We start from the raw sequence: 13,688 nt of genomic DNA, 5'->3' as shown, positions 1-13,688 counted from the left end.
TCTGATAATTCGGTGGAAGATCAGGAGGCGTGGCGGACCATGCCCTCTTGGGCGACGGTGGCCAGCAGGCGTCCCTGGCGGTCGAAAAAGCGTCCCAGAGCCAGGCCCCGGCTGTTCTGTGCAGACAGGGCTTCCTGGGCGTAGAGCACCCAGTCGTCGGCGCGGCCGTCCCGGTGGAACCACATGGAATGGTCCAGGCTTGCTGTTGTCAGCCCGGGGGAGGACCAGTGCAGATTTTTGACCCTCAAAATGGGTTCGAGGATCGTGTAGTCGCATACATAGGCGAGGGCGACGCGATGCAGGTCAGCCGAAGCCTTATCCATAGCCCGGTCGGGCAACCTGCTGAATGCTTTGACCCATACCGCCTGGTGAGCCCGTGTTCCGCCCTCCACACTGACGTACAAGGGCCCGGGAACGTGGCGCATGTCGAAGCTTCGCCCGGCTGCCCAGTACTCGCTGGCGGCACCCTCTGTTCCTGACAGCACTTCCGCTGCGCTTTGCAGGGACTCGGGATCAACTTCCGCGGGGGAGTCGGGCTGGTAGTCCGGTCCCTCCTCACGCACATGGAAGGATCCCATGGCCGCGAAAACCGGCTTGCCGTTCTGATAGCCACGGACGCTGCGGGTTGAGTAGCCCCTGCCGTCACGCAGGCGCTCCACTTCGTAGCGCACAATTGCACCAATCTCGGCAGGGCGCATGAAGTAGCTGTGCATCGAATGCAGCGTCCGGTCGTTACCGACCGAACGCATCATTGCCGCGGCCGCTTGGGCCACCATGTCACCGCCATACGATTTGGGCCACGGAACATACTGGGTGGACGCTTCGTAGGCCTCGTCGGCGTGCTCGGCAGCAACAGGCCTCAGATCGATGGCCCGCAGGAACGTCTCGGACGTCGGGGCCGTCACCGTGAAGGGAGCATGGGTCACGGCTTATGCCCGGCGGTAGTCGGCGAGGGTTTCGTCGGCGACGTCTTCGAGGTTGACCACAATGTTTTCCGGGGTACGGGCAGTCAGCCAGACGAGTTCCTCGGTGACAGACATGTTCGCCTCTACATGGGGCATGAACGGCGGCACGAAAACCCAGTCTCCAGCTTTCATATCCTGGTGCTCCGAAAAGTTTTCCCCGTAGTAGATACGGCCGTGACCGCGCAGCACATATCCACCGGTCTCTGCTTCCCCGTGGTGGTGGGGCAAGGACCGATAGCCGGGGACGTTCGAAACCTGCCCGAACCAAATCTTGGTGGCGGGGGTGTGCTGAATGGAAACTCCGGACACACGGACGGCGTCTCCGGACTGCGCGGTGTTGGTATCTTCCTCTCCTGCACGGGTGACGACCGGGACAACACGGCCGTCCGGTCCTGCGTAGATGGAGTTGTCGCCCTCTGTGAGGTACTCAGTGGTTTTGATGGTCATGGTTTTCACTCCTTGATGCTGGAAGCCGCGACCGCAGTGCGTCCTGCGACCTCGGCCGGATAGATGCGGATCGTGTTCTCGAGGTGCCCAATGCCCTCAATCTCGGTGGTGAGGACGTCGCCGTCCTGAAGGAAGCGCGGGGGGGTCATCCCCATGCCCACTCCGCCGGGTGTGCCGGTGAGAACCAGGTCGCCCGGCCGCAGCTGGGTGAAGCCGGAGATGTAGGCCAAGAGGCGGGCTGGACCGAAAACGAGTGTCGAAGTGTTGCCGGACTGAACCAGTTCTCCGTTGACAAAACCCCGGACCTGGAAGTCTTCGGGGGCGTCATCGGCGGTCAGCATGACGGGTCCCACGGGGGTGCTTGCGTCAAAGGCCTTGCCTTGGAACCACTGCAGCGTCCGGTTCTGCCAGTCACGCATGGAAATGTCGTTCGCCACGGTGTACCCGGCAATTGCCCGGCGTGCCTGCTCTTCGTCTGCCTGAAACAGAGGTGCACCCACAACGACGGCAAGCTCCGCTTCCCAGTCGACCTTTTCGCTGCCACGGATCTTGATGATGTCGCGCGCTCCCGTTAGGGTGTCAGCGAATTTTGCGAACAACGTAGGGTACGTCGGCAGTTCCCGTCCCATCTCCTGAATGTGATCCCCGTAGTTCAGGCCGCAGCAGATGACCTTTCCTGGCCGCAACAAAGGCGCGAAGTCCGCCTCTCCCGCAGGAACGACACTGTCCCCGGGGTCGCTGGAAGCGGCCTGCTGCAGAGTAGTCCGCCATTCGGGGTGGGCAAGGAAGGTGCCCACATCCGTTCCGGGCAACGGGACGTATGAGCCGTTTGCTGTTGCTAGCGCTGCCGTCGTCCCGCCCCCGGACCTGCGCAATGTGGCCAGTTTCATTTCTGCATCCCTCACTGATTGGTATGTCGACTTTTTTACGATCGTCACATATGCTCAAGTTAGCACGGCGGAGGAGATCTGCACAGGACTTTTCCGAAATTTCCCAGATGCCCCTTTTCAGGAGGAACACGTGAGCAACAGGACCGTTAACCCCACCTCAATGGCCAAACCTTCCGGTTATGCCCATGGCATTCTTTCCGGAAATACAGTGTTCCTGGGCGGTCAGACTGCCCTGGACAAAGACATGCAGATCGTCCCTGGCGGCATCGTGGAACAGTTCAAGCAGGCGTTTTCGAACGTCCTGACCACGCTCGTTGAGGCAGGCGGCCAACCCGAGGATCTGGTCAGCGTGACGATTTATCTCACCGACGTGGACGACTACATGGCGAACGGGCGCGAAATCGGCCGGTTGTGGCGGGAAATGGCTGGCTCCGAATACCCCGCAATGGCAGGCATCGGCGTCAGCAGGCTATGGCAAAAAGAGGCCCTCATCGAGATTCAGGGCATTGCGGTGATTCAGGAACGCTGAAGCAAGTCGTTGGCGTAGGCCGCCGCCAACGGGGCAATCAGTTGATGGGTCGAGAGGAAGGCTCCTCTGGCAGCGGGGCCTTGCCAGCCTTCGGGAAGGTAGTCCAAAGGCAGGCTGGGGTCCCTGTAAGGAAAACGCCGCCAAAGAGTCAGCATCGGGACATAAAATCTGAAGGCTTCACGGCGTACTTCCGTCGTGGAGTCTGCCAGGGCCAGACCGGGATCATCGCCGATCCTGGTTACCCACGCCCCGTGGGCGGAGCCGTAAACCGCGAGGAACTCGGCGAACTGCGCGGAAAGGGCGTCAAGATCCCACCATTGCGAAACCTTGCCGGATACGGCCCCTTCCATCATGTAGTCCCCTCGGAAGAAGTCCACGAACTGGATCAGGTCCTTGGATTCCAGCCGGCTTTTGGCTCTATCAAGAACTGCGGCGGGTGCGATACCCACGCCTGAGGCCACGGACCCGAATCCCAGGGCGGCCAGCTCCGTGCGGAGTTGATGCCTCCGGTTTCGTAGGGGTTCGGGGACAGAGTAAACGGCCAAGGTCCACCCGCCGGTGGGCCTTGCTGCCTCTGATGCGAATATGCGCTGATCGCCCTCGAAGAAGACGTCCATGATTTGATCAGAGAGCTTGTACCGGGCAGTCCTGTCCAATTTGACGCTCTCCAGGACGCCCTTCGCTTTCAGTCTGGAGACTGAGGAACGTACACCCGGTGCGTCATAACCAAGATCTCCCAACATCTCAATCAGGACGGAGACCGGGAGTGCATTACCCAGATTCCGGCTGTAGAGGCCGAAAATTGTGATGATCAATTGTTGAATGCGTACGTGCACGGCAGGAGAAGCAGCATCCCGCATCATGTCCCGGTTAGGCTTCCAGCAGAGCAAGAACTGCCTGTCGGAAGTCATCCGGCCATGGCTCCGCTCCGTGCGCACCGGCCGGGACATGGGCGACAGTGACCGTGCCGAACGCTGCCGTTCCAGCCAGGGCCCCGGGGTGAGAATGACCCCTGACTTCAAAGGCATATGTTGCCGAAGTGCGCCCAAGTTGCTCGATTCGAACGGCCGCCGTGACGCGCTGTCCAAACCACAATTTCGCGGTGTAGTTGATCACCTGCTGCACCCGCGGAGCCGTGGGAAAGTAGCCAGGAAGATCAAGCCTGCGAAACAACTCAGCCTCAGCAGATTCGACCCACCGCATAACGGCTGAATTGTGCTGGTGCCCGGAAGCGTCAGTGTCAATCCATTCGACGGTTCGCTCAACATGAGCATGGCCCAGGCTCTCACTCACAGCTTCCAACGTCGCTCCTCCGCTCAGGCATAAACTTTCCACACTGCAAGCCTATACTAAAAATATGACGATCGTGATAGAAGCGACATAGCATAGGGCAAGTTGTCAGCGTCACCCCCAATTTTCTATAGAGGTCTTGTGACGAGCGGCAAGAAGAGAGCATACTGTGACGCACGGCACCTTCTGCCGAGCGCGCCCCAACACTTCCCCTTCGGATGGCGCGCGAGCGAGACAAGGATCAAAGTGACCATGGCTACCGCACACGCAACACAATGGCCCGTCCCACAAAAAACCACTAACCGAGTGTTGTTCGCCTGCTGGCTGGCCATCCTGGCCGAGGGCTATGACGTCGGCGTTCTGGGCGCTGTCCTCCCGAGCTTGGCCGAGTATAAACAATGGGACCTCAGCCCGCTGGAGCTTGGCGGACTGGGCTCCTACGCGCTGATCGGCATGCTCATCGGCGCCATGACCATCGGCACACTTTCAGACCGTATCGGCCGGAAGAGAATGATGTTGGCCTCGGTGGCGATCTTTACCACCATGCAGCTGGCGGCGGCGCTTGCACCCACCCCCGACCTGTTTGGCATGTTCCGCCTGATCGGCGGCATAGGCATGGGCGGGATCATTCCTGTCGCCGCAGCTCTGACCATCGAGTACTCTGCCCCACGGCGCCGGTCCTTTAACTACGGCCTCATGTACTCCGGCTACTCCCTTGGCATCCTCGTTGCGGCCCTGGTCGCGATCGCCCTGCTGCCGACTCTAGGCTGGCGCTGGGTCATCGGTATCGGCTCTCTGCCGGTGCTGCTGCTGCCGATACTGGCGTGGATGGTCCCGGAGTCCCTGGAGTACCTCATGAGCAAAGGCCGCAAGGCCGAGGCAGGCAGGTTGGCCCGCAAACTGGACGTCGCTCCGTTCGTTGAGCAGGACTGGACGCCGGCCCGTCCCACCGGCGAAACCGTGGAGTCCGTCAGCTGGAAGCAATCCCTGGCGGCGATGTTCTCGGGCGGCTACCTCCGGCCCACTGTCTTCTTCTGGATCTCCCTGTTCTGCGGCATGGTTCTCGTTTACGGTCTCAATACCTGGCTGCCCTCGATCATGCGGTCTGCCGGATACGACCTCGGCTCCTCGCTGATGTTCCTTGCAGTTTTCAGCCTCGCCTCTGCTGTGGGCGGAATCGTGCTCGGTCGGGCGGCTGACGCTTACGGCAAAAAGCTGATCCTGGTGACCTTCTACCTGCTTGGCGGCGTCGGCATACTGCTGCTGATGTTCCCCAACATTCTTGTCATCAACTACGTTTTTGTCGCGATGGCCGGAATCGGCTCGATCTCCACTTCCCTCGTGCTCACCGGCTGGGTTGCCGAGTACTACCCGTCCTATGCCCGCGCCACGGCCACCGGTTGGGCTCTGTCCTTCGCTCGCATCGGAGCGATCTCAGGACCCTTGATCGGCGGCTGGATAGCTTCTACGCAGCTAACCTTTCAGTGGAACTTCATCGTCTTCTCCCTCGTCGGCCTGGTAGCTGCCACCGCCGTCGCGCTCATCCCGCGTATTCCAACGGTGAGGCGCAGGGATGCCGCCACTTCTGACCGCCCCGCCATCTCCGCCACAAATAACTGAAAAATCCGCAAAGCCAAAGCGGGGTGGCCAGGTCCTTCAGGGCCTGGCCACCGCGCTTTGCCTTTACGCTGATATTCGTACCACCACCAACTAAATGCCAACCCGACACTCGGGCTTCAGCCATTGGCATCGGTCGCTGCAGAAGCCGCTGAACACTTCAACCAATTGGCCCTCATACCGGCCGAGTGCCGCAACGAGCAAATCTGATGGAGCATTACCCTCACCGGAAGGTCTCGCCCCGCTACAGGGCTTGGCTTTCCACGCCCCAGACCGTGAGGCTACCACCCGGAATGACTACGAGCCCTTTCCACACCAGGTCCTCTAACGGTCCATGCCTCGTAGAGGAGTCGTGGTGGCGCTCCCAACCTGACACTTTTAGCTGTCCACTGGTGGGGTCAATTCCGGTCCGGGGGCAACGCAAGTAGCTAACAGAAGCTTCATACGCAGTGTACAAACCCCACACGGGCGGGAATCCCCTGCGGGCTCACTTTGGCCGTGAAAATGGCCGGGGCGATAGGAAAACACCGCCCGGCAACCCGTCGCTAGCCGCAGCTACACCAGGCAAACCCTCCGGATTCATTTCAGCGTTGCTGGACCACTGAGTCGTCGTACCCGGCACCGTTGATGCGTCGAAGCTATTATCGCGCGCTCTGGTATTCGGCGTGCAGGGCGCGCACGTTCCCCCACCGTTGTTCATGTCCAGGCTGGATGCTTTCCAAGGTCTGATTCAGCGCATGGAATAGATGGACCACAGAATTTGCCAGGCACCACAAACGAGGGCCTGTCCTGGCCGCGGCCGGTTCTTGACCGTAATCACAGATCTTCCCGGATGGGCCGCCGTCCTTTTGACATGAGCCCTGCAGCACCGGGCTCTTGCCAAAAGGGTGGCCAGACAGTCGGCTGCTTTCCGCCGGACCGTTGTACTCGTTGTTGGCATCCTTCAAGGAAAATGGTTAGATGCCACACCGGGACGGTTGCCGCAGGTCCGGCGGTGCCATCCTTAGGGAAGGTGAGCCGTAACCTCGATCTCGATGAGCAGGCCCTCGATCGCCAGGCCAGTCACGCCAACAATGGTTTGGGATGGGTGGACCTGGTCGCCTTGGATCTCTTCGATTGCGGCGGTTATGGTTTCGTATTCTGTGGGTGCCAGGGTGTAGATGGTCCGGCGAACGACGTCCTGCCATGACGCGCCCACCGAGGCCAGCGCGGCCTCGACGTTGCGCATTGCGGCGCGGGTCTGTTCGGCCAGGTCGTCGCCGCCAATGATGCTGAAGTCAGGTGCAAGGGCCACCTGGCCGGCAACATAAGCGACCCTGCCCGTTTCAGCGACCGTGACGTGGCTGAAACCGGGCGCGGGATGGATTTCTGATGGATTGATCAGCTGCCGTGTTGTGGACATTTAGTTTTCCTCTTTCGTCTTGTTTGTGACCTGATGGCCAGCGCCGTTGCCAGGGTCTCGTGCCCAGTCGCACGAGGCCCTGCTACTTGCTTACCGTGGCCTTTTGAGCGGCGCTGCGAATGCGCTGAAGGATCTGAAGCCCGTTTCGGCGTAAGCCTCCCAAAGCGCCGTCCGTCTGCTCCCGGCGATCGCGAAGAAGACGTTCGGCCGCCAATTGACCGGAGACCGCATTGACGCCACCGCCGGGCCATGTGCCCGCTCCGGCGATGTAGAGACCCTTGATGGGGGTGGCGTAACGCGCCAGCTCCAGGGACGGCCGCATCCCGAACAGCTGGTGCTGGTGGTGGCTGCCACTCACGGAGTCTCCGCCTACCAGATTCGGGTTTGCCCGTTCAAGGTCCAGGGGTGTCAGGGTGGTGGAACCGAGGACATGCTTCCGGAGTCCCGGGGCGTAGCGCTCTAGCTTGTCCAGAATGCGTTCAGTGAACGGGCCGGAGGCCTCGTCCCAAGTGGAGCCGCCGAGGTCACCCGCGGCGTCACCGGTGATCTCACCAGGAAGCATTCGGACTTCAACCCAGGCCGTATGGTGGCCAGGAGTGGAGACCCGGCTGGGGTCAACCGCGCTTGCTTGGCCGATCACGAGTAACGGCTCGTCCGGGAGGATGCCGGCTTTAGCCTGCTGGTACGTGCGGGCCATGTCGTCCACGTAAGGACCGAGATGAACATAGGTGACATCCGCCAGCCGGGAATCCTGCCAGGGGATGGGACCGTCCAGCGCCAGATGGATCATCATAGTGCCAGGGCCAAAGGCGTAGCTCTTCGCAGCGTCCTGCATGGATGTCGGAGTCGCCTGATCACTGAGGAGGCGATCGACCAAAAGCGGCAAGGGCGTTGTCGAAACAACTCCCTGCCGCACTTCGATCGTCTCACCGGATTTTAGCTGAACGCCGGTGACCCCTTCGGGTCCCGTTATCACCTGGGTCACATTAGCCCCGGTGCGAATGGTTCCCCCGCGGGCATGGAGGACGGCCGCTATTGCTTCGGGAAGCTTCCCGGCGCCGCCCTCAACAATGCTCATGCCGCCGAGCATGTTTCCGTACAGCTCCAGCAGCGGGAAGAGAGCACCCGAAGCCACGTCCGGAGCGAAATCCAGGTGCATCCCCCAGGCCGCAGCCAGCGACTTTGCCTCCGGGGTGCTGAAATAGCGGTCGCCGAATGTGCGCGTTGAGGACAGCATCAGCGGCGCCAACTCGGAAAGGGGAGTCGACTTCCGCACCTTCCACGCAGCTCGCAGCGCTGAGACCACGGACTTCGATGGCAACGGCTGCACATACAGCGGGAAGTAGACCTGCGTGAAATCGTTGTATAACCGTCCGAGGCGTTCCCAGCCCTTGGCATCCTCGGCGGAATGCTGCTTCCACATAAGGGCTGTTTCTTCGGTGTCGGTGCTGACCCGCAGGCTGGTCCCGTCGGGAAAAGCCGACGCGTATGGGTGGTTGGATGCCACGAAATTGAGGCCATGCCCGCGAAGTTCCTCACCGTACTTGGCGTAGAACGGAGACACCACAAACAAGTTCATGCTCATTGCGTAAAGGTCGTGAGTGTAGCCGGGCAACGTCACCTCCCCGCTGGCGATCGCCCCGCCAATATGGTCTCCCTGCTCCAGGACAAGGACATCGAGGCCGCTGTCGGCCAGAATGGTGGCGCTGACCAGGCCGTGGATTCCGGCTCCAATCACAACTACGTCAACGGTTTGCATGAGAACTCCTGTAATTACGGTGATGGGGCAGGCATAGAAAGCGTGGAAAGCCCAGTCCGCGGCGTTCGTTCGCGCAGACCTGAAGGACTAAAAGTCATGGACCAGAGGTGCGCTCACCATCGAACGTTGATGTGCACCCAGTATCCACAAGCCCTGGGCGACATGCAATAGCATTGAACAAATTCGCTGCGCGTGCCGAAGCCAAATGCAATCGATGCATGCTAAAAATCCCTTGTTTCAGCGAGTTATCGCTTCTCATTCGCGCTGGGCGTGATCGCAATGTCCGCGTATTCGTATAGTGTGACTATAAATTTTTGTGCACTTCTGCTGTATGCTAGGGCGTATGGTCGGCATCAAACTCAAAGAACTGCGCTCCTCTCACGGCATGAGCCTGCGCACGCTGGCGTCGGAAACGGGGCTGTCCCCGACCATGCTTAGCCAGATTGAGCGGGGCGTCACAGAGCCGAGTTTGCGTTCTTTGCGCCTGCTTGCCAACGTTTTCGGCCAAGGCATTTCAGCTCTCTTCGAAGAAGTGGCTGTGCCTGCGGTGCACATCAGTCACGCCGGGGAGCGCTCGAGGATCACGTCGCCCAAAGGGCATATTCAGTACGAACGGCTGGCCCCCGGCAACGGCCAGCTGGAGGTGCTCCGGGGTCTTCTGGGTCCTGGCGAGACTTCCAGTGACGAGCTGTGGTCGCACGCTGCGCTGGAGTGCGCGTATGTCATACAGGGCACGCTGACAGCGATTGTCGGCGAAGCGTCACATGAGGTGAAGGCCGGCGATGCGATCACCCTGGATTCCCGGCTACCCCACCGCTACTGCAACAACGGCACAGAACTTGTGGAGTTCATCCTTTCGGTGAACCCACCGACTCCTTAGGAGGTCCCGTAGTGGATCGCAATACCGTTCAGTGGACCGGATACATCCCGGCGATCACTACCCCCTTCAACCGTGAGGGCGCTCTGGACCTTGCTGCGTTCGAAAAGCAGATGGGATGGATGGGCGAGCAGCGCATGCATGGCGTTGTGCTTGCCGGCACTACCGGCGAGTGGTTTAGCCTCACTGACGAGGAACGTGCAACGCTCTTTAGCGAAGGCGCCCGCAATGCGGACGGAAAAATGTGGGTCCTGGGGGGCTGCAACTCGCTGACCCAAGGCGAGGCCATTCGTCATGCAAAGGCCGCGGAGAAGGCAGGCCTGGACGGCATTTTGGTTACGCCCCCGCCGTATGTGGTGCCGACCCGCAAGGAGACGGTTAAGTTTTACCAGGACATCTCAGACGCCACAGATATCCCGATTTGCATCTATAACTGGCCGCGTGGCTGCATTGTCGACTTGGATCCGGAATTGCTGGCCGAGCTGGCCGAGATCGAGAACGTGGTAGCGATTAAGAACTCCACCGGTGACTTTGGGAAATTTTTGACCGGCCTGTATGAACTGAGCGACAGGGTCCGCTACTTCGGGATTCCCACAAACGCACTGGGTGCTGATTTGGTCACGCTGGGCTACGGCGATGGGCTGATGGGCTCCGGAGCGCCGCTCGGTTCGGACCATCCTGACTTTTGGCGCGCTCTTGCGGCCGGCGACAAGGAGCGTGCCCTGGAACTGGGTGCCCGCGACCGTGTTGTGATGCAGCGGTGGTTTACTCAGGATTACGGTGCACAGTTCGGAAATGCGCAATCGATCATGAAAACCGCCCTTCGCCTCCGTGGCGTCCCGGCCGGATTTGTCCGCGATCCCCTCCTGGAACTCAACGCGGCCGAAGTTTCCATCGTTGAATCCACTCTCAACGAACTTGGTATTGAGACGACCACATTGTCATGACGACCCGTTGTGACGTCGTTGTCATCGGTGGAGGGCTGCTCGGCTGCGCGATCGCGTGGATGACCGTCCGTGACGGCGCCGATGTGGTGTTGCTTGAACGCGATCAGCTCAACCAGCACGCATCCGGCCAGAACGCCGGCAGCCTTCACTTCCAGCTCGAATACCGGATGGTGGAGCAAGGCCTGGAGGCGGCGCGGCAAGCCGCGGAGGCGATGCCCCTTCACCTGGAGGCAGCCCGGCTGTGGGCAAGCCTCGGTGAGGAGCTCGGAGAATCCCTCGGCGTCGTTCAAAAGGGCGGTTTGATGCTGGCCGAAAACGCCGAGCAGGCCCTGGTACTGGAGAAGAAATCGGCGTTGGAGCGCCAGTGGGGGCTCGACGTCCATCTGCTGTCCGGGGACGAGGTGCGCGAGAAAGCCCCGTATCTGTCAAAGAGCGTGGTGGCAGCAGCATTCTGTCCGATCGAGGGCAAGGCTGATACCCGCACGGCAGGCCCTGCACTGGCACGTGGTGCCTCACGGCTCGGCGCCGATATCCGCACTCGGACCAAGGTAGTGTCCTTCGCGCGCTCCTGCGGGCGATGGCTTGTGACAACGGAATTCACAGCCCCCGATGGTGCCCTGGTTCGTGAGACCTTCGACACGGAATCCGTGATGCTGGCACCCGGAGTCTGGACCACAGAACTTGGCACCATGCTCGGGGCCCACCTGCCCACCATTCCGCTGGCGTTGACGATGACAGTGACGATGAAGACCGAGAGATTCATTCCGCATCTCGTCCAGCACGCAGGTACAAGACTCTCACTCAAACAATCGTTGGACGGAAATGTGCTGATTGGCGGCGGCTGGCCAGCCAGACTGGCCACCGATTCTTCTGGACGCCCTGACTTTGATCGGCGCCCGGAGCTGTTGCGCGCATCAGTGGCTGGAAACGCCAGGGCAGCCATAGGCGTAGTGCCCACGATAGCCGGCCTTCCGGCGTTGCGCAGCTGGGTGGGCACGACCACGGTAACCCCCGACCAGCTGCCCCTGGTCGGCCCCGTCACAGGATGTCCTGGGGTCTTTGTTGCCACAGGGGGTTCCGCCTTCACGCTGGGCCCGAGCTTCGCGCGCGTGCTCAGTGACCTCGCCCAAGGCAAAACACCAAACATGGACCTTAGCGCCTATGACCCCAGCCGATATGGAGACAAAGCACATGTCTGACAGCAGCCGCCGGTTGCCCGGAGAACGCGGGGAAGCAATTAAGTTCGACTTCGACGGCAAAGGCATTGAGTGCTTCCGCGGCGAGACGATCGCGACTGCACTGCTGGCAGCGGATGTCCATGCCTTCAATACTTTGCCCAGCGGGGCACCGCGGCAGCCGCTTTGCAACATGGGTACCTGCTTCGACTGCAGCGTCGTTGTCGATGGGACACCCCTGACGCGGGCATGCCTGACGGATGCGCTCGAGGGAATGAACATCCAATCCCAGAAGAGAGTCTGACATGATTGACCTCGCGATCATCGGCGCTGGGCCCGCCGGCATCTCGGCCGCCCTGGCAGCCGCGGCCCACGGCGCGTCGGTGCTGGTCATTGATGAACAACGACGACCTGGCGGACAGATCTTTCGCCGGCCACCTAAGGAATTTACCGGAGCCAAGACCAAATTCTCGGCGGGCTACCCGTGGGCACACGCGCTCCTCGACGAGGCTGAATCCCGTCCCTCCATTACCTGGAAACACACGGCGACAGCATTTGGAATCTTCCGCGATAAGGAAGACGGCGACAACCAGATACAACTGGCAGTCAATGGCCCCGGTGGCGCCGAGCGCATCCCTGCTAAGCGGGTGCTGATCGCCACCGGTGCCTATGATCTGCCTGTAGCGATCCCCGGATGGACACTGCCCGGTGTGATGATGGCCGGCGCCGTTCAGGGCTTCATCAAAAGCCAACGGCTGGTGGCCGGTAGGCGCCTCGTTTTGGCCGGATCGCATCCCCTGTTGATCGTCGTCGCGGAGCAACTGCTTGCCTCCGGGGCTGACATTGCCGAAGTAGCGTTTGCACGTGGATTGCCCGGTGCGGCTGAGGCGGCTCGCAGCCTCCCTGCGGTGCCTGGCCATCTCAGACTCTTCGCCGAGACGGGCATGGCCGTGGCCCGACTGATCAAGGCTGGCGTCAAGATCAGCACCAACACCATCGCCACCCGAGCAATCGGCAAAGACCTTGTGGAGGCTGTGGAACTTTCGCCCGTGGATAGGGACTGGAACGTAACCGGTCGACCCCGCCGCATCGACGCCACCACCCTGGTCCTAGGTTATGGCTTCCTGCCCTCCACCGAGCTGGCCAGGCAGGCAGGCTGCGAAATGCAGTGGGACTCTCCCAAAGGTGGATGGGTCGTGGCCCACGACGACCGGATGCAGACCAGTTCTCCCGGAATCTACGTCGCGGGCGAACCGACAGGGGTCGCTGGTGCCGAACAATCCCGTGCTGAGGGTGCCCTGGCCGGAGCTGCCATTGCCGAAGATCTCGGCTTGGCCAAGCGCGCCGTAGCGACGAAGGAAATCGCCGCCGCCCGCAGAAAAGTCCGCCAGGCTGAGCATTTTTCCACGGTAGTTCAACAGATGTTTGAGCCTCGACGCGGGGCGTTGGCCGCATTGGCAACGCAGGAGACGATCGTCTGCCGTTGCGAGGAAACCACCTGTGGCCACATCAAGGAGGTCCTCGCGGAAAACCCGGAGATGTCCACCGTTAGTGCCGTCAAACTGGAATGCCGCAGCGGGATGGGACCGTGCCAAGGACGGTACTGCGAGATAACAGTGTCCTCTATCGTTGCTGCGGAGCGTGGCCGGCCAGCCCCGCAGGTTGGCGCTTTCACTGCGCATATTCCTGTCAAGCCCGTCCCCGTGGCCGCACTGACCGTACTAGATGACGCTGACCCAGTGCAGGCCGGCTAAACCAACGGACAACGCCGGGGCAGGCCTGACGGTGTG

The 13,688-nt window shown here is 61.1% G+C and carries 14 protein-coding genes; 7 read left to right on the top strand and 7 right to left on the bottom strand.

Annotated features, from left to right (window positions below):
• Positions 1–20 precede the first annotated feature (20 nt).
• Genes AC5RT4_RS14890 through AC5RT4_RS14880 form a run of 3 tightly spaced genes read right to left on the bottom strand, consistent with a single transcriptional unit; the run spans position 21 to position 2,302 of the window.
• The gene (locus AC5RT4_RS14890) at positions 21–926 is read right to left on the bottom strand and encodes an acyl-CoA thioesterase (RefSeq protein WP_494106250.1); all 906 of its coding nucleotides are present in this window, start codon (positions 924–926) and stop codon (positions 21–23) included.
• A gap of 3 nt (positions 927–929) precedes the next feature.
• Positions 930–1,412, bottom strand: coding sequence for a cupin domain-containing protein (locus AC5RT4_RS14885; RefSeq protein WP_494106249.1), 483 nt, complete (start codon positions 1,410–1,412; stop codon positions 930–932).
• Positions 1,413–1,417: 5 nt separating this feature from the next.
• Positions 1,418–2,302, bottom strand: a complete 885-nt coding sequence (locus tag AC5RT4_RS14880; protein ID WP_494106248.1) for a fumarylacetoacetate hydrolase family protein — start codon at positions 2,300–2,302, stop codon at positions 1,418–1,420.
• A gap of 130 nt (positions 2,303–2,432) precedes the next feature.
• On the opposite strand from AC5RT4_RS14880, the gene AC5RT4_RS14875 reads away from it, so the two are divergent.
• Entirely contained in the window at positions 2,433–2,831 is a 399-nt protein-coding gene (locus tag AC5RT4_RS14875) for a RidA family protein (protein ID WP_494106247.1), read from the top strand.
• Here the strand turns inward: AC5RT4_RS14875 and AC5RT4_RS14870 are convergent.
• On the bottom strand, positions 2,819–3,646 hold the full coding sequence (locus AC5RT4_RS14870; RefSeq protein ID WP_494106246.1) for a PaaX family transcriptional regulator: 828 nt from the start codon (positions 3,644–3,646) through the stop codon (positions 2,819–2,821). The genes AC5RT4_RS14875 and AC5RT4_RS14870 overlap by 13 nt on opposite strands.
• 55 nt (positions 3,647–3,701) lie before the next feature.
• Positions 3,702–4,124, bottom strand: a complete 423-nt coding sequence (locus AC5RT4_RS14865; protein ID WP_494106305.1) for an acyl-CoA thioesterase — start codon at positions 4,122–4,124, stop codon at positions 3,702–3,704.
• 249 nt (positions 4,125–4,373) lie between these two features.
• On the opposite strand from AC5RT4_RS14865, the gene AC5RT4_RS14860 reads away from it, so the two are divergent.
• Entirely contained in the window at positions 4,374–5,741 is a 1,368-nt protein-coding gene (locus AC5RT4_RS14860) for an MFS transporter (RefSeq protein WP_494106245.1), read from the top strand.
• A gap of 1,000 nt (positions 5,742–6,741) precedes the next feature.
• On the opposite strand, the gene AC5RT4_RS14855 is transcribed toward AC5RT4_RS14860, so the two are convergent.
• Together AC5RT4_RS14855 and AC5RT4_RS14850 are read right to left on the bottom strand one after the other, a co-directional pair.
• Entirely contained in the window at positions 6,742–7,140 is a 399-nt protein-coding gene (locus AC5RT4_RS14855; protein WP_494106244.1) for a RidA family protein, read from the bottom strand.
• 82 nt (positions 7,141–7,222) lie between these two features.
• Positions 7,223–8,899, bottom strand: coding sequence for a phytoene desaturase family protein (locus AC5RT4_RS14850; protein ID WP_494106243.1), 1,677 nt, complete (start codon positions 8,897–8,899; stop codon positions 7,223–7,225).
• 343 nt (positions 8,900–9,242) lie between these two features.
• On the opposite strand from AC5RT4_RS14850, the gene AC5RT4_RS14845 reads away from it, so the two are divergent.
• Genes AC5RT4_RS14845 through AC5RT4_RS14825 form a run of 5 tightly spaced genes read left to right on the top strand, consistent with a single transcriptional unit; the run spans position 9,243 to position 13,652 of the window.
• Entirely contained in the window at positions 9,243–9,779 is a 537-nt protein-coding gene (locus tag AC5RT4_RS14845) for a helix-turn-helix domain-containing protein (protein WP_494106242.1), read from the top strand.
• Between the two features lie 11 nt (positions 9,780–9,790).
• Entirely contained in the window at positions 9,791–10,723 is a 933-nt protein-coding gene (locus AC5RT4_RS14840) for a dihydrodipicolinate synthase family protein (protein ID WP_494106241.1), read from the top strand.
• Entirely contained in the window at positions 10,720–11,922 is a 1,203-nt protein-coding gene (locus tag AC5RT4_RS14835) for an NAD(P)/FAD-dependent oxidoreductase (protein ID WP_494106240.1), read from the top strand. Before AC5RT4_RS14840 ends, AC5RT4_RS14835 begins: the two co-directional genes overlap by 4 nt.
• Positions 11,915–12,202 (top strand): (2Fe-2S)-binding protein, encoded by a 288-nt coding sequence (locus tag AC5RT4_RS14830; protein ID WP_494106239.1) that lies wholly within the window; start codon positions 11,915–11,917, stop codon positions 12,200–12,202. Before AC5RT4_RS14835 ends, AC5RT4_RS14830 begins: the two co-directional genes overlap by 8 nt.
• 1 nt (position 12,203) lies before the next feature.
• Entirely contained in the window at positions 12,204–13,652 is a 1,449-nt protein-coding gene (locus AC5RT4_RS14825) for an FAD-dependent oxidoreductase (protein ID WP_494106238.1), read from the top strand.
• Positions 13,653–13,688 lie beyond the last annotated feature (36 nt).

The sequence above is a fragment of the Arthrobacter sp. sptzw42 genome, assembly GCF_059089685.1.
Note: the sequence above shows the minus strand (reverse complement) of the source record. Positions and strands in the feature narration are given on the sequence as shown.